At 77.0% G+C, this 20357-nt stretch carries 17 protein-coding genes, 1 pseudogene and 1 riboswitch; of the genes and pseudogenes, 3 read left to right on the top strand and 15 right to left on the bottom strand.

Going from position 1 to position 20357, the window contains the following annotated elements:
* Positions 1 to 11: 11 nt before the first annotated feature.
* On the bottom strand, positions 12 to 230 hold the full coding sequence (locus tag NBH00_RS22560) for a CbtB domain-containing protein (RefSeq protein ID WP_254570820.1): 219 nt from the start codon (positions 228 to 230) through the stop codon (positions 12 to 14).
* Between the two features lie 60 nt (positions 231 to 290).
* Positions 291 to 367: riboswitch (cobalamin riboswitch) on the bottom strand.
* A 268-nt stretch (positions 368 to 635) separates the two neighbouring features.
* On the opposite strand from NBH00_RS22560, the gene NBH00_RS22565 reads away from it, so the two are divergent.
* Genes NBH00_RS22565 through NBH00_RS22575 form a run of 3 tightly spaced genes read left to right on the top strand, consistent with a single transcriptional unit; the run spans position 636 to position 4050 of the window.
* Positions 636 to 1916, top strand: a complete 1281-nt coding sequence (locus tag NBH00_RS22565) for a ferredoxin-like domain-containing protein (protein ID WP_254570821.1) — start codon at positions 636 to 638, stop codon at positions 1914 to 1916.
* On the top strand, positions 1913 to 2545 hold the full coding sequence (locus NBH00_RS22570) for a precorrin-8X methylmutase (protein ID WP_254570822.1): 633 nt from the start codon (positions 1913 to 1915) through the stop codon (positions 2543 to 2545). The genes NBH00_RS22565 and NBH00_RS22570 overlap by 4 nt, the downstream gene beginning before the upstream one ends.
* Positions 2546 to 2550: 5 nt before the next feature.
* Positions 2551 to 4050, top strand: a complete 1500-nt coding sequence (locus NBH00_RS22575; protein ID WP_254570823.1) for a precorrin-2 C(20)-methyltransferase — start codon at positions 2551 to 2553, stop codon at positions 4048 to 4050.
* A 73-nt stretch (positions 4051 to 4123) separates the two neighbouring features.
* Here NBH00_RS22575 and NBH00_RS22580 read toward each other — a convergent pair whose 3' ends face one another.
* The 14 genes and pseudogenes from NBH00_RS22580 to NBH00_RS22645 form a co-directional block, all read right to left on the bottom strand.
* Positions 4124 to 5500 (bottom strand): hypothetical protein, encoded by a 1377-nt coding sequence (locus NBH00_RS22580; RefSeq protein WP_254570824.1) that lies wholly within the window; start codon positions 5498 to 5500, stop codon positions 4124 to 4126.
* Positions 5501 to 5690: 190 nt separating this feature from the next.
* Positions 5691 to 7283 carry an AMP-binding protein gene (locus tag NBH00_RS22585; protein WP_254570825.1) on the bottom strand — a complete coding sequence of 531 codons (1593 nt, stop codon included), beginning with the start codon at positions 7281 to 7283 and terminating at the stop codon, positions 5691 to 5693.
* Positions 7280 to 9040 carry an LVIVD repeat-containing protein gene (locus NBH00_RS22590; RefSeq protein ID WP_254570826.1) on the bottom strand — a complete coding sequence of 587 codons (1761 nt, stop codon included), beginning with the start codon at positions 9038 to 9040 and terminating at the stop codon, positions 7280 to 7282. Before NBH00_RS22590 ends, NBH00_RS22585 begins: the two co-directional genes overlap by 4 nt.
* Before the next feature lie 38 nt (positions 9041 to 9078).
* Positions 9079 to 9366, bottom strand: coding sequence for a hypothetical protein (locus NBH00_RS22595; protein ID WP_254570827.1), 288 nt, complete (start codon positions 9364 to 9366; stop codon positions 9079 to 9081).
* Between the two features lie 37 nt (positions 9367 to 9403).
* A complete protein-coding gene (locus NBH00_RS22600) occupies positions 9404 to 10060 on the bottom strand; it encodes a hypothetical protein (RefSeq protein ID WP_254570828.1) in 657 nt (218 codons plus the stop codon).
* 24 nt (positions 10061 to 10084) lie between these two features.
* The gene (locus NBH00_RS22605) at positions 10085 to 10873 is read right to left on the bottom strand and encodes a cobalt-precorrin-6A reductase (RefSeq protein WP_254570829.1); all 789 of its coding nucleotides are present in this window, start codon (positions 10871 to 10873) and stop codon (positions 10085 to 10087) included.
* A complete protein-coding gene (gene cobF, locus NBH00_RS22610) occupies positions 10870 to 11637 on the bottom strand; it encodes a precorrin-6A synthase (deacetylating) (protein WP_254570830.1) in 768 nt (255 codons plus the stop codon). The genes NBH00_RS22605 and cobF overlap by 4 nt, the downstream gene beginning before the upstream one ends.
* Positions 11637 to 12377 carry a precorrin-4 C(11)-methyltransferase gene (gene cobM, locus NBH00_RS22615; RefSeq protein ID WP_254570831.1) on the bottom strand — a complete coding sequence of 247 codons (741 nt, stop codon included), beginning with the start codon at positions 12375 to 12377 and terminating at the stop codon, positions 11637 to 11639. Before cobM ends, cobF begins: the two co-directional genes overlap by 1 nt.
* Positions 12374 to 13594 carry a precorrin-6y C5,15-methyltransferase (decarboxylating) subunit CbiE gene (gene cbiE / locus NBH00_RS22620; protein WP_437126630.1) on the bottom strand — a complete coding sequence of 407 codons (1221 nt, stop codon included), beginning with the start codon at positions 13592 to 13594 and terminating at the stop codon, positions 12374 to 12376. Before cbiE ends, cobM begins: the two co-directional genes overlap by 4 nt.
* Positions 13591 to 15201 (bottom strand): bifunctional adenosylcobinamide kinase/adenosylcobinamide-phosphate guanylyltransferase, encoded by a 1611-nt coding sequence (locus NBH00_RS22625; protein WP_254570833.1) that lies wholly within the window; start codon positions 15199 to 15201, stop codon positions 13591 to 13593. Before NBH00_RS22625 ends, cbiE begins: the two co-directional genes overlap by 4 nt.
* Complete coding sequence (locus NBH00_RS22630; protein ID WP_254570834.1) at positions 15198 to 16571, bottom strand: cobyrinic acid a,c-diamide synthase CobB; 1374 nt, start codon at positions 16569 to 16571, stop codon at positions 15198 to 15200. Before NBH00_RS22630 ends, NBH00_RS22625 begins: the two co-directional genes overlap by 4 nt.
* Positions 16568 to 17548, bottom strand: coding sequence for an alkaline phosphatase family protein (locus NBH00_RS22635; protein ID WP_254570835.1), 981 nt, complete (start codon positions 17546 to 17548; stop codon positions 16568 to 16570). Before NBH00_RS22635 ends, NBH00_RS22630 begins: the two co-directional genes overlap by 4 nt.
* Before the next feature lie 38 nt (positions 17549 to 17586).
* Positions 17587 to 18117 (bottom strand): annotated as a pseudogene (cobO, locus tag NBH00_RS22640) (cob(I)yrinic acid a,c-diamide adenosyltransferase); the annotation flags it as partial.
* Positions 18118 to 18344: 227 nt separating this feature from the next.
* Complete coding sequence (locus NBH00_RS22645) at positions 18345 to 20351, bottom strand: VWA domain-containing protein (protein ID WP_437126631.1); 2007 nt, start codon at positions 20349 to 20351, stop codon at positions 18345 to 18347.
* Positions 20352 to 20357: the final 6 nt, after the last annotated feature.

Consider the following 20357-nt stretch of genomic DNA (forward strand, 5'->3'; position numbering starts at 1 on the left):
AGGGCGTCTGCCTAGTGGCAGGGAAAGCCGAGCAGGTGACGGGCGTCGTGCACGAGCTCGTGGACCGACGACCCGCCGATGAGCGACAGCGCGCCCTCCTCGGCCCCGACGAAGTACACGAGCATCATGAGGACGACGCCCGCGAAGATCGCGTACGGCATGAGCTCGCGCGGGGAGGCGATCGGACCTTCGACGACTCCGGCGTTCCGCTCTGCAACTGCTTCGGACATCTGGACTGCCTCCTCGGGATCACGCGTCCCGTTGCGAATGTGGGTGCCGTCTGGCGGGGGAGTGTCTGGCTTGGCGGGCCGCCTGGGCGGCGCCGCGTCACAGTGGCGCGACCGCGCCGGGTTTGCACCGGCTTCCTCCGTCCTGACAGACGTGCGCGGCAGCATACCCCAGGTCACCGCCGACGTGCCGACGTGCCGGCGGGCGGCAGGGCGGCGGCGCCGGTCACGGGTTATGCTCCCTCCGTCAGCGCGCTGGCACGAGGAACCCGATGTGAGTTCGGGACGGTCGCGCCACTGTGACCGCCGCGGCCCGCCCCAGGGTGGCCGCCGGGCGGGAGTCAGGAACTCGAGCCCGCGCGATCCGCCGTCTACGGGAACGCGCTCTTCCCAGGAGGTCCGCCGCCGATGTGCCCAGCCGCCGTGCCCCCTGCGGACCGCTGCCCCGGCGTCCTGCGCCTGCACGCCGCCGCCGACGGCGCGCTTGCCCGTGTCCGGGTGCCCGGCGGGCGCCTGACCGCCGACGGCCTGGAGGCGATCGGCACGCTCGCGACCGCCCACGGCAACGGCCTCGTCGAGGTCACCTCGCGCGCGGGCGTCCAGGTCCGCGGGCTCGCGGAGTCCGGCGCCACGACCGCGGCCGACCTCCTGTTCGCCGCGGGCCTGCTGCCGTCGCCCGAGCACGATCGCGTGCGCAACCTCCTCGCCCCGCCGCTCGGCCCGCGCCACCCGCGGGCGCTCGCCGGCGTCGACGCGGGCGCGCTCGCCGCCGCCCTCGACGCCGGGCTCTGCGCCGACGCCCGCCTCGCGGAGCTGCCCGGCCGCTTCCTCTTCGCGGTCGAGGACGGCTCGCGGACGCTCGGGCGCCACCGGGCGGACGTCGCGCTCGTCGCCCTCGCCGGGCCGAAGCCGCTGCTGCGCCTGTACCTCGCGGGCGCCCCGACGACGCTGCTCACGCCGGTCGCGGACGGGCCGGCCGTCGCGCTGCGCGCCGCGCACGCGTTCCTCGACCTCCTCGAGGGCGGCGCCGCGGCCGAGGCCTCGGGCGGCCGCGCCTGGCGGATCGCCGACCTCCCGGACGGGACCGCCCGCGTCGCCACCGCGCTCGGCGGGGCGATGACCGGCGGCGCCCCGCTCGCCGCCGTGCGGCCGCTCGGCGTCGGCCGCACGGAGCAGGCCGACGGCCGCGTCGCCCTCACCGTCCTCACGCCGCTCGGCCGGATCGACGCCGCCGCCCTCGCGCCGCTCGCCGCGCTCGCCCGCGCCCGCGCGGCCGGCGACGTCCGCCTCGCGACCGACCGCACGCTGACCCTCGTCGACGTCGACGCCGCCGCGGCCGGCGACGTCGCCGGCGCGCTCGGCGAGCTCGGGCTCGTCACCGTGGCCGGCTCGGGCTGGGCCGGCCTCACCGCCTGCGCCGGCGCCGGCGCGTGCGTCAGCGCCCTGCTCGACGTCCGCGCCGCCGCCTCCGAGCGCGCCGCCGTCCGCCGTCCGCCGGACCCGGCCGAGCACTGGGCGGCGTGCGAGCGCGGCTGCGGGACGCCCGCGGGCCCCGCCGTCGTCGTCCACGCCCGGGCCGGCGGCGGCCTCACCGTCACCGGCGCCGGCGCGCCCGGGACGGAGCCGCTGCCGTTCGCCGGCCTCCCCGAGGCGCTGCGCCACCTCGCCCCGAAGGAGCACCACCCGTGACCCAGACCGACTACGTCCGCGACGGCGCCGAGATCTACCGGCGCTCGTTCGCGACGATCCGCGCCGAGACCGACCTCGCCGACGTCGAGCCGATCCTCGAGCGGACGATCGTGCGGATGATCCACGCCTGCGGCATGGTCGACCTCGTCGGCGACGTCGCCGCGTCCGCGGGGTTCGCCCCCGCCGCCGCCGCCGCGCTGCAGGCCGGCGCGCCGGTCCTCTGCGACACGAACATGGTCGCGTCGGGCGTCACCCGGGCCCGCCTGCCCGCCGGCAACGAGGTGCTCTGCACCCTCACCGACCCGGGCGTCGCCGAGCGCGCCGCGCAGATCGGCAACACGCGCACCGCGGCCGCCGTCGAGCTGTGGGGCGACCGCACGGAGGGCGCGCTCGTCGTCTTCGGCAACGCCCCGACGGCGCTCTTCCACCTGCTCGACCTCGTCGCCGCCGGCGGCCCGCGCCCGGCCGCCGTCATCGGCATCCCGGTCGGGTTCATCGGTGCGGCCGAGTCGAAGGTCGCGCTCGCCGAGAACGTCCTCGGCCTCGAGTACCTCGTCGTCCACGGCCGCCGCGGCGGCAGCGCGATGGCGTCGGCGGCGGTCAACGCGCTCGCGAGCGCGAAGGAATGAGCGACATGACCATCCGCCCCGGGCGCCTGTACGGCGTCGGCGTCGGCCCGGGCGACCCCGAGCTCGTGACGCTCAAGGCGCAGCGGCTCATCGCGGAGGCCCACGTCGTCGCCTACACCGTCGCGCGCCGCGCGACGTCGATCGGCGTCGCCCGCACGATCGCCGAGCCGCACCTGCGCCCCGGCGTCATCGAGGTGCCGCTGACCTACCCGATCACCGTCGAGCAGACCGACCACCCCGGCGGCTACGAGGCGGCGATCCGCGAGTTCTACGACGACTCCGCCGCCGAGCTCGCCGTCCACCTCGACGCGGGCCGCGACGTCGTCGTCCTCTGCGAGGGCGACCCGTTCTTCTACGGCTCGTACATGTACCTCCACGACCGGCTCGCGCACCGCTACGCGACCGAGGTCGTGCCCGGCGTCACGTCGTTCAGCGCCGCCGCCGCCGCGACGGGCACGCCGCTCGTCAAGCGCGACGACATCCTCGAGATCCTCCCGGGCACGCTGCCGCCGGACGTCCTCGCGAGCCGTCTGCGGACCGCCGACGCCGCCGTCGTCATGAAGCTCGGCCGGACGTTCGAGACCGTGCGCACCGCCGCCGAGACGGCCGGCGTCGCCGACCGCGCGCTGTACGTCGAGCGGGCCTCGTCCGAGCGCGAGCGGGTGGCGCCCCTGCGCGACGTCCCCGCCGACGAGGTGCCGTACATGTCGCTCGTGCTCGTGCCGACGACGTGGGGCGCGGAGCCTGAGCGCAACGGGCACGCGGGCCGCGTGAGCGTCGTCGGGCTCGGGCCCGCCGGGCTCGAGTGGCTCACGCCCGAGGCCCAGGCGGAGCTCGCCGAGGCGGACGCCGTCGTCGGCTACAAGACGTACGTCGACCGCGTCCCCCACCGCGCCGGGCAGGAGCGCTTCGCGACCGACAACCGCGTCGAGGCCGAGCGGGCGCTGCACGCGCTCGAGCTCGCGGCGAGCGGCCGGCGCGTCGCCGTCGTCTCCTCGGGGGACCCGGGGATCTTCGCGATGGCGACCGCGGTGCTCGAGGTGCTCGACGGCGCCGAGGGCCCGGTCGCGGACGTCGAGGTGCGGGTCGTGCCCGGGCTCTCGGCGATGCAGGCCGCGGCCTCGCGGGTCGGCGCGCCCCTGGGCCACGACTTCGCGGTCGTCTCGCTGTCGGACATCCTCAAGCCGTGGCCGGTCATCGAGCGGCGCCTCGCGGCGGCGGCGTCGGCGGACTTCGCGCTCGCGCTCTACAACCCGGCGTCGAAGACCCGCCGCGACCAGCTCGAGCGGGCCGTCGAGATCCTCCGCGAGTACCGCGCGCCCGAGACGCCGATCGTCGTCGCCCGCGCCGTCGGCTCCGACGTGGAGGACGTGTCGGTGACGACGCTCGGCGCGCTCGATCCGGCCGTCGTCGACATGCGCACGCTGCTCATCGTCGGCTCCTCGCAGACCCGGGTCCTCGCGGGGACCGGGCAGGTCTACACGCCGCGCAGCCACCCGGGCTGACGCGGCGCGGGCGTCGACCGGCGGGTGAATGCAGGTTCAGGGGGTCCAGAGCCGCCGGAACCTTCGTTCACCTTCAGCCGACCTCCTCGACGTAGCGCGCGCCCATCGAGGTCGCGCCGTAGACGACGAGCGCGCGACCGGGGATGAGCGCCGCGTCGGCGGGTCCGTCGACCGGGTCGGAGCCGGAGACCGTCGCGAGCGCGAACGGCCCGGACGCGGTGCGCTGCTCGGCGACCTGGACGGCCTCCCCGCCGGGCTGCGGCTCGTCGCCGCGGAGGCCCGAGCGCAGGACGACGAGCGTCCGCGGGCCGGCGAGCTCGAGGTCGTCGAGGATGGCGTCGTCCCTCGGCGCCGAGAGCGTCTGCGCGTCGACGAGCGACGCCGTGCCCGAGTTCGCCGCGCCGTGCAGGAGGGCCGTGCGCACGGTGAAGTGCCCGCCGTCGTAGCCGGTCCACGCGAGCCGGCGCAGGCCGGTGGCGCCGAAGGCGACGCGGACGACAGCGCTCGCGACCGACTGGCCGCTCAGCGCGGGGAGCGTCGCCAGGCGCGTCTGCGCGAAGGCGCCGCCGCGGGACTGCGCGACGCGGACCTCGCCCGCGGTCGGGTCACCCTCGTGGACGACCTGCGTGGACCAGCCGACGAGCTCGGCGCGGTGGAGGCTCAGCGCCGCCGACGGGGCGGCGAGCGAGCCGCGCTGCGTCGCGCCCACGGTCTGCGTCGCGCGCAGGGTCCCGCCGGCGGTGCGGACACGGGCGCGCACGCGCTCGAGGTCGGTCCACACCGCGAGGGCGTCGCCGCGGCCGTTGATCGCGACGGCGACGCGCGGGAGGGTGCGGGTGCTCGTGCCGACGCGGGTCGTCGTGATGTGGCTCGACCCGGCGCGGCGGGTCGCGAGGTAGACGAGCGAGGAGCGGCAGCCGCCGTCGCGGCAGACGGCGAAGGCCATCGCGAGGTCCCCCGCGGGGTCCGCGGCGAGCACCGGCGCGTGGGCCTGCAGGCCGGCCGGGCCGACCGGGTGCAGCGCCCCCGCCTGGGCGCGGTTGGGCCCGAGGCGACCGAAGGAGAGCACCGCCTGCGAGGCGGTGTGGGTCCGGTGCAGCCCGGCGATCGCGAGGCCCGTGTGGGCGTAGGGCGCGAGCTGCCCGTTGTCCGGCCCGACCGCCGTGTTCGTCGGGGTGAAGGTCTTGCGGTCGAGGAAGACGCCGTTCGTGAAGGCGGTGGCGAGCGTGTGCGGGCCGGCGGCGCCCGAGGCGAGCGTGCCCCCGGTGTCGGCGACCGCGACGCCGAGCGCGTCCTCGTTCAGGACGACGGCGGCGCGGCCCGGGAGCGGGGCGGGCGCACCGTACCGCAGCCCGCGCGGCGGCCCGAAGCCGGCGGCGAGCGAGGTGGCGGGGAGCGCGAGGGCGAGCGTCGCGGCGGTCGCGAGCAGGGTGGCGGGGCGGCGGGACATGCCGCTTGAACGCGGGGCGCGGCCGGAAGGTTCCGCCGCGGGCGTGCGTCGACTGACAGCCTGCGCACGAGGGGTCTGCGTGAGTTGTCAGTGGGCGCGTCGCGGGGGCGGCGGCGCGGGCGGGGGTGGGCCCGGCGAGGGCGGTGGTGGGCGCGGCGCGGGCGGTGGCGGGCCGTGAGTGGAATCCCGCTCAGGCGTCGTACAGGCCCGCGTGCTCCGCGCGGAGCACGTGCTTCTGGACCTTGCCGGTCGAGGTCTTGGGGAGCGCGTCGCACACGACGACGGCCTTCGGGACCTTGAACGGCGAGAGGTGCGCGCGGACCGCGGCGATGACCGCGTCCGGCGCGACGTCGGCGCCCGGGCGGGGGACGACGACGGCCGTGATCGCCTCCGTCCAGCGCGGGTGGGGCAGGCCGACGACGACGACCTCGGCGAGCTCGGGCACCGCGGCGTAGAGCGCCTTCTCGACCTCGATCGAGGCGACGTTCTCGCCCCCGGTCTTGATGACGTCCTTGCGGCGGTCGGCGAACCACAGCACCCCGTCCTCGTCGAAGCGGCCGAGGTCGCCCGAGTGGAACCAGCCGTGCGCGAGCGCCGCGTCCGTGGCGGCCTCGTCGTGGAGGTAGCCCTCGAGCGCGTTCGGCCCGCGGTAGACGATCTCGCCCGTCTCGCCCTGCGGCAGGAGCGTTCCGTCCTCGGCCATGATCGCCACGCGGGTGCCGAGCGCCGGCGTCCCGACCGAGCCCATGTGGCTCAGCTGGTGCTCGGGCCGGAAGATCGTCGTGATCGGGGACATCTCGGTCTGCCCGAAGAGGAGCGCGAGGTCGCAGCCCAGGACGTCGAGCGCACGCCGCACGTCGGCGTCGGGCATCGGCGCCATCGCGTAGAAGGCGAGGCGCAGGCTGCTCAGGTCCCGCGCCGCGACGTCCGGGTGGTCGAGCAGCTCGCGGTACATCATCGGCAGGCCGAAGACGAGCGTCAGCCGCTCGGCCTCGATGCGCTCGAGCAGCGCCGCGGCGTCGAAGCCACGCATCACGTGGACGGCGCCGCCGACGAGCAGGACCGGGGTGATGAACGCGTTGAGCTGGGCGGTGTGAAAGAAGGGCATCATCGCCCCCATGCGCTCGTCCGCGGTCAGGCGCATGTCGATCGCGCCGCTCATCGACGACATCGTGATCGCGAGGTGGCTGCCGACGACGCCCTTCGGCGCCGCGGTGGTGCCCGACGTGTAGAGGTAGCTGATCGCGTCGCGGTCCTCGACATAGACCTCGGGCTCGTCCGCGTGGCCTGCGGCGAGCAGGTCGGCGAAGGCCGTCCAGCCGTCCGGCGCGGGCCCGGCCGCGTCGACGGTCCCGGGCGCGAGGATGCGCTCGGTGACGTCCGGCGCGCCGGCGAGCGCGGCGAGCGCCGCGTCGAGGAGCTGCGTCTCGGCGACGATGCCGCGCGCGCCCGAGTGACGCAGGACGTAGGCCGTCTCCTCCGCGCGCCAGCTGAGGTTCACCGGGACGCAGACGACGCCGAGCTTCGCGCACGCGTAGTACGTGATGAGGAAGTCGGCGCTGTTGCCGGACATGAGCGCGAGGCTGTCGCCGCGGGCCAGGCCGCGGGCGGCGAGACCGTGCGCGCAGCGGTTGACCGCGGCGTTCAGGTCGGCGTACGTCAGCCGGCGCTCGCCGTCGACGACCGCCGTCGCCCGCGGCGCGCGGGCGGCGCTGCGGGTGAGCGTGTCGCCGAGGTTCACCCGGCGGACGAGGTTGTGGTTCAGGGCGGCGGTGTCGGTCATGGGGCCTTCGTGCCCGGGCGGCACGTGTGGTACCGGCGGACGATCGTGCGGGTGCCGTGTGCGGTCCGCGCGACGATGCGGACGGTGACGGTCCGGCGCGGGAGCCTCGCGAGGCTCACGCGGACGCCGGTGCGGCCGACGAGGCGCGCCCTCACGCGCCGGCCCGCGACGGTGACCCGCGCGCTGCGGACGCGGCCCGCCCCCGGCACGTGGATGAGGACGACGCGCGAGGAGACGCACGCGGCGGGCGGGCCGAGCGGGTCCGGCCACGCGCTCGCGTCCAGGCGCAGGTCGTAGAAGCCCGTCGTCGCGTCGGTGTAGTAGATCTCGCGGCGGGCCGGGTCGAAGGCCGGCTGCGAGAAGGCGAGGTCAGCCGGCGCCGCGCCGCTCGCCGCGGCGGCGGTCGGCGGCGAGACGAAGTAGGCGACCTCCTTCGGATGCAGCGGGTCGCGGATGTCGAAGACGCGCAGACCGGAGTTGAGGAACGAGCAGGCGACGATGCCCGGGTCGTCCTCGCGGGGGACGGCGCAGTAGTGCGCGCCGTACGGGAACGCGCTCGACGTGGGCAGCTCGCTCGGGTCGGCGGTCGCCGCCTCCTGGTGGGCGGCGCGCATGTTCACCTCGAGGCGGAGGTTCGAGACGACGCGCGGGTGCGCCGGATCGGCGATGTCGATGATGCGCGCGGCCCCGGCCCGGTCGTCGAGCGTCGGCGGGTTGAAGCGGAAGGCGAACTCGTCGAACTCGAGGAGATACGGCTTGCCGCCGATCCGCAGCGGCGCGGTGTTCTGCGGGATCGAGACGGTGTCCCACGTCAGGCGGCTGATCTCGGAGACCTTCGGGTCCGCCTTGCGCGCCTGGACCTGGCTCACGTCGAAGGTGATGAGGTCGCCGTCGATCGGGTCGGCGTCCCACATCGTGTTGCCGTCGTCGCTGAGGTTCAGGCCGTGGGCGAAGACGTTGCCGGTCCAGATCGTCTTCGGCCGGGACGGGTCGCTGACGTCGACGGCGGCGATGCCCTGGCCACCGCCGATCCAGAACGTCCGCCCGTCGGGGGCGAAGCCGCTCTCGTGGCCGAACGGCGCGGCGAGGAACGTCGACCGCAGCTTCGGCGTCCGGCAGTCGGCGGCGATGTCGTAGATCGACATGAGGCCCGGGAGCGTCGCGCCGTTGCCCATCTCGGCGGCGAGCAGGCCGCGCCGGGCGTTGAGGTTCAGCGACTCGTGCGGGGCGAGCATCGCCGGGTCGGTGAGGATCGCGGTCTGCTTCGGATGGGCGGGGTCCGCCATGTCGAGGACGACGACGCCCGGCGACGGGCCGCCGAGCGCGCTGACGACGTTCAGCCGCGAGAAGAGCGAGGTGTCGTAGTAGGCGCAGACGTGCCCGGCCGGATCGGTGTAGCGCCAGACGCGGAAGCCGCCCGGGGTCGGGTGGCGGCTGACGAGCGTCGTGTTGCACGTCCAGCCGTCGGCGGCGGCCGTGGAGGTCGCCGCGGCGGTGTCGACCCGGCCCTGCATCCCGGCGAGCGGGCGGGACCCCGCGCCGCACTGCGCGCGCGGCACCGGCGCGAGGACGGGCTCGGGGTTGTGCTGCGTCGGGAGCCGCAGCGGCGTCTGGTAGCCGTCGAGCTTGAGGAAGTTCTGCAGGTCGTTCGTCGGCAGGGTCGGCCCGACGAGGCCGCTCTGGGCGGCGGCCGGCTGGGCGCCGGTGGCGATCGCGAGCGCGGTGGTGGCCACGAGCGCGACGTGCGTCCATCTCATGGGCCGACCCTATCCGGGCCGTACGCCGGCGCGCGGCGCTACTCGTCGCTCCCGACGATCGTGACCTCGCAGCGGCACCCCTCCGGGCTCGAGCAGTCCGGGTGCCCGCGGAGCATGATGAGCAGCCGCGGATCGGTGAGCTTCACGTGGCGGAGGGTGCCCGCCGCGTGCAGGCACGTCGCGCACGTGTGCGCGTCCTGCTTGCACGCGAGGTACGCCCACGCCCCGGGGTCCTCGTCGAGGCGGCGCTGGATCGCGGCTCGCGCGTCCCTGTCCGCCTGCTGTGCCTTCTTCCCCCCGAAGAGGGCCCGCGTCCATTCCGGCATCGCGGGGATGCTCGCACGTCCGCCGGGTGGCTACCGGTCAACTCGCGCCCGTGAAGTGCAGCGCGGTGCGGGCGACGGCGAGCGAGTCGCCGAGGTTCGGCCCGAGCGCGTCGCGGTAGGTCCCGCTGTGGCACTCGTCCGCGGCGCCCGACGTCGCCGTGACGCGGAGCTCGGTCCACGCCACCTTCCCGGCCGGGACGATGTCGGCGCGCCTCGTCAGGACCCCGGCCCAGAGCTCGTGCAGGCGGACGCGCCCGTCGCCGGTGGCCCGGTCGCGGATGACGCGGAACGCGCGCCCGGCACCGCGGGCCCCCTGGTCGAGGAGGTACCGGCTGTTCGCGGCGGGCAACTCGGCGGCGACGCGGGCGCCGGCGTCGCCCGCCTCGCCGACGACCGTCCTCACGCGGTACGTGATCGCGTAGTGGCAGGCGGAGTTCTGCGTGGCGGTGAAGCGCAGCGCGCCGCCGGACGCGCGGCCCGCGGCCCAGGCCGTCGGGACGACGACGCGCGCCTTCGAGCCCGCGACGTAGGCCTTCAGCGGGCCGCTGACGGGGAGCGACGTCGCGGCGGGCTCGGTGAGCGTGCGCGTCGCGAAGGTCGTCGCCGCGGCGGCGGCGGGTGTCGCGGTCGCGGCGAGCGCCAGCGCGGTGGCGGCCGCGGCCGTGGTGGGGAGGGCGGTCGGGCGCAGGGACATGACCCTCCAAACGTACGCCTCTGCTCAGGGTGACGCCGGCGTGTTCCCCGTCGCGCGGGCGCGCGCCCAGGCGACGGCCTCCTCCACGGTGGCGACCGCAGGCATCCCGGTGCGCGGCGGGCGGCGCACGACGACGACCGGCAGGCCGCGGGCACGGGCCGCCGCGAGCTTCGCCGCGGTGAGCGGGCCGCCGCTGTCCTTCGTCACGACGACCTCGATCCCGTGCGCGTCGACGAGACCGAGCTCGCCGTCGAGCGTGTAGGGGCCGCGGTCGAGGAGCAGCTCGTGGCGGGGCGGAAGGTCCTCCGGGGCGGGCGGGTCGACGCAGCGGACGAGGAACCACGCGTCCCCGTTGCCCGCGAAGGCGGCGAGGCCCTGGCGGCCGCTCGTGAGGAGGACGCGGGGCGCACCGAGGCGCTCGAGCGCGGCGTTCGCGGCGTGCAGGTCGTCGACCCAGGTCCAGCGGTCGCCGGGCTGTTCGGTCCACCCGGGGCGGGCGAGGCGGAGGGCGGGGACGCCCGCGGCAGGCGCGGCCTGCGCGGCCGACGCGGACATGCGCTCGGCGAAGGGATGCGTCGCGTCGACGACGGCGGCGATCGCGTTGTCGCGGAGCCAGGCAGCGAGCTTCTCCGGGCCGCCGAAGCCGCCGATGCGCGTCTCCCCCACCGGCAGGCGCGGGCGGGCGACGCGGCCGGCGAGCGAGGAGACGACCGCCACGCCGGCGTCGTCGAGGGCCTGCGCCAGGGCGCGGGCCTCCGCGGTCCCGCCGAGGATGAGGACGCGGCCGGGCGCGGGGTCCGCCGGCGGCGTCATCGTCGCCGGAGGAGGTACGTGTCGAACATCCAGCCCTTGCGGGCCTTCGCCTCCGCGCGGACGCGGGCGATCTCCGGGCCGACGGTCGCGAGGTCCCCGCTGAGGAGCAGCTCGTCGGGCGTGCCGAGGAACGCGCCCCAGTAGATGTCGAGGCCCGCGGGGTCGATCTGCCCGAACGTCGCCCCCTGGTCGAGCATGACGACGACGTCGTCGACGGTGGACGGCATCCCCTCGGCGAGCAGGCGCGCGGGCATGATCTGCACGGCGCGGCCGACGCGGTTGAGCGGGATGCGGTGGCGGGCGGTGAGCGCGTGGACGGCGCTGACGCCCGGGATGACCTCGTACGTGAGCGCGCCGCCGGGCGCCGCCGCGGCGATCTCGGCGACGACGGCGAGCGTGGACTCGTAGAGGGACGGGTCCCCCCAGACGAGGAAGGCGCCGGTCTGCCCGTCCTGCAGGGCGCCGGTGATGGCCTCGGCCCACAGCTCCTGCCGCTGCTCGCGCCAGCGGGCGACGGCGGCCTGGTAGTCGTCGGCGGTGCGCCAGGGACGCGGCGGGTCGGCGAGTTCGACGGCCTCGTAGCCGCGGTCCGGGTCGCGGTGGACGTCCACGATCTGGCGGCGGAGGGCGACGAGCTCGTCGGTCCCCTTGGCTTTCGTGACGACGAAGAGGACGTCGAAGGCGTTCAGCACCCTGACCGCCTGCTGCGTGACGTGGCCGGGGTCACCGGCGCCGATCCCGACGAGGACGATGTGGCGGGCCATCAGCGGTCGCGCGCCTTCGAGTACAGGTGGCTGTCGCGGAAGCCGCGCGCGGCGAGGGCCGGGCCGACGAGGATCGTCGCCGTCCGCTTCACCCCCGCGGCGGTCACGAGCTGCGCGATCGTGCCGACGGTCCCGCGGAGGACGAGCTCGTCGGGCCAGCTCGCGCGGGCGACGACGGCGGCGGGGCAGTCGGCGCCGTAGTGGGGCGTCAGGGTCTCGGCGATCTCGCCGATCGCCTGCGTGCCGAGGTGGACGACGAGCGTCGTGCCGTGCGCGGCGAGGCCGCTCAGCTCCTCCCCCGCGGGGATCTTCGAGGCGAGCCTGCCGTAGCGCGTGAGGATGACGGTCTGGGCGACCTCGGGGACGGTGAGCTCGCAGCCGAGCGCGGCCGCGGCGGCGGCGAAGGCCGGGACGCCGGGCGTCACGTCGTACGGGATGCCGAGGTCGTCGAGGCGGCGCATCTGCTCGGCGGCGGCGGAGTAGATCGAGAGGTCCCCGGAGTGCAGCCGCGCGACGTCGTGGCCGGCGGCGTGGGCGGCCTCGTACTCGGCGACGATCGCGTCGAGGTCGAGGTGCTGGGTGTCGACGACCTTCGCGTCCGCGGGCGCGTGCGCGAGGACCTCCGGCGGGACGAGCGCGCCCGCGTAGAGGACGACGGGCGCCGCCGCGATGAGCCGGGCGGCGCGGAGCGTCAGGAGGTCCGGGGCTCCGGGGCCGGCGCCGATGAAGTGGACGGTCATGAGGCGGGGCGCTCCGTTTTCGGCTTCGCCGTCGCCCACTGGACGACGGTCATCTGCGCGCGCCAGCCGGTGAAGGTCCCGACGGCGTCCGCGTGGGCGATGTCGATGCGGGTGAGCGTGCCGCCGTGCGTCCCGCGCGCGGCGACGACGGCCTGCTCGCCCTCGAGCGTCACCGTGTTCGCGACGAGTCGGCCGCCCGGCTTCAGGGCCTGCCAGCAGGCGTCGAGGAGGCCGGGGGTCGTGATGCCGCCGCCGATGAAGATCGCGTCGGGGGCGGCGCCGAGGCCGGCGAGCGCGTCGGGCGCACGCCCCTCGACGACGGTGAGCTGCGGCACGCCGAGCGCCTGCGCGTTCTGCGCGATGCGGCCGAGGCGGTCGGCGCGCGGCTCGATCGCGACGGCGGTCGCGGTCGGCTCCGCGCGGAGCCACTCGATGGCGATCGAGCCGTTGCCCGCGCCGACGTCCCACAGCCCCTCGTGCGGGAGCGGGCCGAGCGCCGCGACCGTGACGGCGCGCACATGGCGCTTCGTGAGCTGGCCGTCGGAGGCGACGAACGCGTCGTCGGGGAGGCCGGGCGTGCGCGGGTGGGCGCGGCCGCCGGCGACGTGGACGGCGACGACGTGGAGCGGGTCGGCGACGTGGTCGAGCGCACGGGCGGCCGTCGTGTCGGTGCGCTGCTCGCCGGGTCCGCCGAGCTGCTCGAGGACGGTGAGCGGGCTCGCACCCGCGCCGTGGGCGGTGAGGACCTTCGCCACCTCGGCCGCACCGCCGGCCCCGGTGACGTAGGCGACGATGCGCCGCCCCGGCTGCAGCGCGCGGACGAGCGCCTGCGGGTCGCGGGCGACGAGGGAGACGAGCTCCGTCTCGTGCTGCGGCCAGCCCATCCGGGCGCAGGCGAGCGCGAAGGCCGACGGGTGCGGGAGGACGCGGACGTGCTCGGCGCCCGCGGCCCGGACGAGGGTCGCGCCGACGCCGTGGAGCATCGGGTCGCCGCTGGCGAGGACGGCGACGTCGGCGGCCGCGGCGTCCCGCGCGAGCGTCTCCACCAGCGGGGCCATCGGCGAGGGCCACGGCGTGCGGGCCGCGGTCACCCCGTCGGCCGGCAGGAGGTCGAGCTGGCGCTGGGAGCCGACGACGCGGGTGGCGTGCTGCAGCGCGCGGCGGGCCGGACCGCCCAGGCCGTCCCAGCCGTCGGCGCCGATGCCGACGACGGTCAGCACGCTGCCACCTCGCGGAGCGCGGCGCCGAGGGCCGCGACGAGCCGCGCGTTCGCCTCGGGGTCGCGGGCGGTGAGGCGGACGTGGCGCTCGTCGAGGCCCGGGAAGGACGCCGCGGGGCGGACGGCGATCCGCTGCTCCCGCAGGGCGGCGACGACGCGCGGGGCGTCCGGGAGCGCGACGAGGACGAAGTTCGCGGCGCCCGGCCAGACGCGGACGCCGTCGCCGAGGGTGGCGAGCCGGTCCGCGAGGTCCTCGCGGTCGGCCGCCGCGCGGGCGGCGATCGCGTGCAGCTCGTGCGGGTGGGTCGCCGCGGCGTGGAGCGTCGCGAGCGCGAGCGCGTTCGCCGACCACGGGGGGCGCACGGCCCGCAGGCGGTCGGCCAGCGGCGGCGGTGCGAGGGCGTACCCGACGCGCAGCCCCGGGACGCTGAGCGCCTTCGTGAGGCTGCGGACGACGATGACGTCCTCGAGCTCCTCCCCCGCCAGTGAGCCGGGCTCGCCGGGCACGAGGTCCATGAACGCCTCGTCGACGACGACGACGCGCCCGGGGCGGCGCAGGGCGAGGATCGCGCTCGCGGGGTCGAGCGTCCCGCTCGGCGAGGCCGGGTTGCCGAGCACGACGAGGTCCGCGTCCTCCGGGACCGCACCCGGGTCGAGGGCGAAGCCCGCCTCCGGGTCGCGCAGGACGCGGCGCACCGGCACGCCGTGCGCGTGCAGGCCCGCCTCTGCCTCGGTGAAGCCCGGGTGGACGCAGACGGCGAGCCGCGGGCGCAGCGCCGGGCCGAGGAGCCACAGCGCCTCCGCGGCGCCGTTCGCCGGGACGACGGTCCGGGGGTCACGGCCGTGGTGGGCGGCGAGCGCCGCGACCGTCTCGTCCTCGCGGGGGTAGCTCGCCGCGCCGGCGTCGAGCGCGGCGTCGAGCGCGGCGCGCAGCCACGCCGGCGGCCCGCCCGCCACGACGTTCACGGCGTGGTCGGCGTCCCCCGGGCGCACGTCCCGGTCGCCGTGGCGGCGGAGGGCCGGGTCCATCGCCGAAACCCGTTTTTCGTCCCCCAGTCGGGCGCTTATCGGGTTTCGGCCTCCGAGGGGGAGGACGCGACCGGCGACGACGAGGTCGACGGCATCCGCAGCGTCCGCGAGGCGCGCGGTGGCGGCGCCGAGGAGGTCGACCCAGGCGCGGGAGGCGGCGTCCGGCGGGTGGACGCCGGAGCCCGCCTGCTCGGCGACGACGATCGCGGCGGGTGCGTCCCGCAGCGCCGTGAGGAGCCCCTCGACGGCGGCGCGGATCTCCGCCACGGCCTCGGGCAGGCGCGCGGCGTCGTCGAAGGCCCCGGCGAGGTGCAGGCGAGTGGCGATCCACGGCCCGAGGCCGTCGACGAGGACGCAGGTACCCGCGGCGTCGCGCACCGCGCCGGCGAGGTCGCCACCGGCCTCGACGGTCGTCCACGCGGCGGGCCGGCGCGCGACGTGGGCGGCGATGCGGTCCCCCATCGACGCGTCGCCGGTCGCGACGTAGCGGACGGGGAGCCCGCTCGCGGCGGCGAGCCGCTCGGCGTGCGCGCTCTTGCCCGACCGCGTGCCGCCGGTGACGAGCGTCAGCGTCAAGCGACGGCGTCCTTCACCGCGCGCAGCGGCGCCGCGGCGGCCGCGAAGCCGCGCGCGATCTCCGGGTGGGCGCCCCAGTGGACGTGGAGGTACCCGGCCTGCACCGCGCCGCGGACGATGCCCTCGGGGCGCTCGAACGTGCGCGTCGACAGCTGCCAGGCCGCCTCGGCGCGCGGGTCGAGCGACTGGACCTTTGAATAGTGGAACTCGTGCCCGCGGACGGCGGTGCCGGCGGGGAGCCACGGCGTCGCGGTCGTCGCCGTCGCCTCGCGGTAGCCGAGCGTCAGGCGTCCCGCCATCTCGGCGCGGGCGGGCAGGACGCCGCACATCGCGTGCCCGTCGAGCGACTCGCAGAGGTACAGCAGGCCCCCGCACTCGGCGAGGATCGGGCGGCCGCTCGCGGCGAACGCGGCGACCTCCGCGCGCAGGCGGGCGTTCGCCGACAGCTCCGCGCCGAAGACCTCCGGGAAGCCGCCCGCGAGGACGAGCGCGCCCGCGCCCTCGGGCAGCGCCTCGTCGCGCATCGGGTCGAAGCCGACGAGCTCGGCGCCCGCGCCCTCGAGCAGCTCGAGGTTCTCCTGGTAGTGGAAGGAGAAGGCGGGACCCCGCGCGATGGCGATGCGCGTCCCGCGGACGACCGGCCGCTCGGCCACGGGCGACCACGTCGGGCCCGCGACCTCGGGGGCGGCCCCCGCGAGGCGGACGACGGCGTCCATGTCGACGTAGCGGGTCGCGGCCTCCGCGAGGGCGGCGAGGGCCTCGCGTGCCTCGTGCTCGCGCTCGGCGACGGGGACGAGGCCGAGGTGGCGCTCGGGCGTCGTCACGCGCTCGTCGCGGCGCAGGGCGCCGAGGACCGGCAGGCCGCTGCCCTCGATCGCCTCGCGCAACAGCTGCTCGTGGATGTCCGAGCCGACCTTGTTGAAGATGACCCCCGCGACCTTCACCTGCGGGTCGAACGTCCGGAAGCCGTGCACCATCGCGGCGGCGCTGCGGGCCATCGCGGCGGCGTCGAGGACGAGGAGTACGGGGGCGTCGAGGAGCTTCGCGACGTGCGCGGTGGACGCGAGCTCGCCGCGTCCCGAGGCGCCGTCGAAGAGCCCCATGACGCCCTCGATGACCGCGATGTCGGCACCCGCGCTGCCGTGGTGGACGAGCGGCGCGACGAGGTCGGGGCCGCTGAGGAAGGCGTCGAGGTTGCGGCCCGGGCGGCCGGACGCCAGCGCGTGGTGGCTCGGGTCGATGTAGTCCGGGCCGACCTTGAAGCCCTGCACGGTCAGGCCGCGGGCGCGGAGCGCGCCGATGAGGCCGCAGGCGACGGTCGTCTTGCCCGCGCCGGACGAGGTGCCGGCGACGACGATGCGGGGGATCATGCGGGGACCTCCTCGAGGACGGGGAGGGCCGCGACGGCGCGCTCGGTGAGGCGACGCGCCGGGCCGTCGTCGCCGGCCTCGCGAGCGCGGTCGGCCATGTCCGCCGGGCGCCAGGTGAGCACCGGGACCGGCAGCGCGTCGTGGCCGCCGGTGGACGGGTCGCAGCCGTGGTCGGGCAGCACGGTGAGGGTGCCGCCGAGCTCGCGGACGCTGTCGGCCAGCGGCGCGACGACCTCGCGGTCCGCGCGCTCGAGCAGCGCGACCTTCGCGTCCGCGTCGTGCAGGTGCGAGGCCTCGTCGGCGCCACCGACGTGGACGACGACGTGCGACACGCCGCGCCGCCCGAGGGCCACGCGGGCGGCGTCGGTCTTCGCGCGCAGGTCGCTGTCCGGCCCGCCGGTCGCGCCGGGCGGGGTGACGACCTGCGCCCCGAGCAGGGCGGCAATGCCCGCGGCGGCGCCAGGGGCCGCGACGACGACGGTGCCCCCGTCGAGGACGGGCGGGGGGACGATCCCCTCGGGCCAGACGTGCACGCCGCGCGCGGCCGCCGCGACGTCCGGCAGCGGCGCGGGGCCGACGAGCAGCAGCCGGTGGCCGCCGAGCTCGTGCAGCGCGTGGTGCGGGGCGCCGCGGCGCAGCGCCTCGGCGGCGCGGGCGACCGCGACGGCCCCGGCGCGGCCGCCGGTCGGGCAGCGCACGTCGATGCGCCAGGCGCGGTGACCGGCGGCGACCGGGATCTCGCGGGCGGCCGCCTCGACGGCGCCCCGGTCGACGGCGGCGGGCGGCGTCCACCCGAGCAGGTTCGGGATCGCGACCTCGGATCCGGGCGCGAGGCCGTCCGGCACGGTCCGGCGCCGGGTCAGGGTGCCGCGCGCCACGAGCGCGTCCAGGGTCGGGGTGTCCGCGCGCTCGAGCGACGTCGGCGCATCACCGTGGACGGGCTCGCTCGCGCCGTCGAGGATGACGGTGACGCACACCCCCGACCGGACCGGCCCGCCCTGAGGGCCGCTCCCGCCTACCACTCGATCCCCTGCTGCCCCCGGATGCCCTTGTCCATCTGGTGCTTGACGAGGGTCACCTCGGAGACGAGGTCGGCGGCGTCGATGAGCGCCTGCGGCGCGTCGCGCCCGGTGATGACGATGTGCTGGAAGCCCGGCCGGTTCGTCAGCACGTCGACGACCTCGTCGACGTCGACCCAGCCCCACTTCAGCGGGTAGGTGAACTCGTCGAGCATGAGGAACTCGTAGCGCTCCTCGGCGATGAAGCGCTTCACCTGCTCCCACCCGGCGCGGGCGAGGTCGGCGGACTCGGTGATGTCCTTGGAGATCCAGGACCAGCCGTCGCCGGTCTTGTACCAGTCGATGCCGCCGAGGGCCTCGGCGGCCCGCTGCTCGCCGACCTTCCACTTGCCCGACTTGATGAACTGGACGACACCGCAGCGGTAGTCGCGGTTCCAGGAGCGCAGGAGCATCCCGAAGCCGGACGTCGACTTGCCCTTCCCGTCACCGGTGACGACGACGAGGATCGGCTTGTCGCGCGGCTTGCGGCGGCGCGGCTCGGCGGTGCCCTTGTCGAACGGGGTGTGGGGGACGTCGACGCCGGGCGCGGAGTTGCGCGCGAGGGCCGCGGCGTCCGTCTCCGGCCGGCGCGGGGTGAACTGGCGCTCGATCGGCGCGTCGTCCGGGTCGGGGCTGGCGCCGCGCAGCGAGCACTTCGCGACGTAGCCCGGGGGACGCTCGGGCTTGGCGGCGGGCGGCGTGTCGGTCGTGTCGCTCATGCGGCGTTCCTTCTCGGCGGGTCGGTCGTGAGGAGACGGGTGAGGTCGGCGCCGGCGGCGGCAGCCAGGTCGGCGGCGAGGCCGAGCCGCACCGGGCCGTCCTCGAGGTCGACGACAACGGTGCGGTCGGCGGCCTCGCGCAGGCGGACGAGGGCGCGGCGGGCGTGGCCGTCGGGGTCGGCCGCACGGCCGTCGGTCAGGAGGACGGCGACGCGCGCGCGGCCCTGGAGGTTCGCCCGCGGGTCGCGGTCGAGGGACTCGAGCAGCTCCGCCGCGTGGGCGATGCCGGCGGCCAGCGGCGTGCGGCCGCCGGCGGGCAGCGCGCGGCAGGCGGCCGCCGCGTGCTCGACCGGCATGCCGGGGGCGACGAGCGTCGCCGCGCCGTCCCCGCCGAAGCCGACGACGGCGACGAGGTCGCGCCGGGCGTAGGCGCGGCGGAGCGCGGCCTCGAGCGCGCCTTTGACGCGCGCGAGGCGGCGCTGGGCGGCCATCGAGCCGGAGGTGTCGACGACGAGGCAGAGCAACGCGCCGCGGCCCCCGCCGGTGATCGCGGTCTGCGGGCGGTCGTCGCCGCGCAGCCGCGCGAGGACGGTCGGCAGCGTCGCGATCGGGTCGCCGTCGCGGGCCGGCCGCGCGTCGAGGTGCGCGAGGTTGCCGCCGGGCGCGCGGCCCGAGGGCAGGACGTCGGAGGCGGCGGCACGGCGGCCGGCGGGGCCACGGCGCGCGGTGCCGCGCGGGCCGGCGCCGCGGGCGAGGTGCGTGGCGTCCTCCGGCAGGCGCGCGGCCATCGCGGCGGGGACCGACGCGGGGCGAGGCGGGGGCGGCGGGCCGTCGGAGGCCGCGGGCGGCGCGGGCGGCGCGGGCGGCGGCACGAGGTCCGGATCCGGCGCCCACGACGGCGGCGTGCGGTCTCGTGGGGGCATATCCCCCACCGGACCGCACGCCGGCGGTGTGGGCGGGGCGCTGGAGGCCTCGGAGGCGCCGGCGTCCGCGCCCTCCCCCGCGCCCGCGTCTCCCTCCGCCGTCTCCGCGCCGTTCGACCCGCCACCGTCGCCCGAGCCCTCGGACCTCTCGCCTCCGTCGCCCGAACCCTCCGAGGCCGCCTCATCCGCGGCCTCCAGCGCCTCCTCGATCGCCGGGTCCCGCTCGCCACCGGACGGCGGCGGCGCCAGCGGGTCCCGCCGCATGCGGTGGCGCAGCGCGAGGTGCGCGGCGCGCTCGACGTGCGCAGCGTCGACGTCCTCCACCCCGTCGAGGGCCGCGAGCGCCCGCGCGACCTGCGCGCAGACGAGGTCGCCGCGGACGCCGTCGAGGTCCAGCTCGGTGCAGACGCGGGAGATGCGCAGCAGCTCGCGCTCGCCGATGCGCACGCGGGCGACGACGCCACGCGCCGCCGCGATCCGCGCGGCCAGGGCGGCCTCGGCGTCCGCCCACCGCGCCGCGAACGACGACGGGTCCGCGTCGAAGTCCATCCGCCGCCTCACGATCTGCGCGCGCACCGCCGGGTCGCGCGGGCCGCGGATCTCGACGCCGAGGCCGAAGCGGTCGAGCAGCTGCGGCCGCAGCTCGCCCTCCTCGGGGTTCATCGTCCCGACGAGGAGGAAGCGCGCCGCCTGCACGACGGAGACGCCGTCGCGCTCGACGGTCACCTCGCCGGACGCGGCCGCGTCGAGCAGCGCGTCGACGAGATGATCGGGGAGGAGGTTCACCTCGTCGACGTAGAGGACGCCGCCGTCGGCCCGGGCGAGCAGCCCGTCGTCGACGCGGTGGTCGCCCGAGAGCGCGGCGCGCAGGTCGAGCGTCCCGACGAGCCGGTCGAGCGTCGCGCCGAGCGGCAGCTCGACGAGGGGCGCGCCGTCCCCGAGCATCGGGGCGAGCGCGCGCACCGCCGTCGACTTCGCCGTCCCCCGCTCCCCGCGCACGAGCACGCCGCCGACGACCGGGTGCACGGCGCAGACGAGCAGCGCCTCGACCAGGTCCTCCTGCCCGACGACGGCGCTCAGGGGATA

Origin of the sequence: Paraconexibacter antarcticus (genome assembly GCF_024220175.1) — a bacterium.
Lineage (GTDB): Bacteria > Actinomycetota > Thermoleophilia > Solirubrobacterales > Solirubrobacteraceae > Paraconexibacter > Paraconexibacter antarcticus.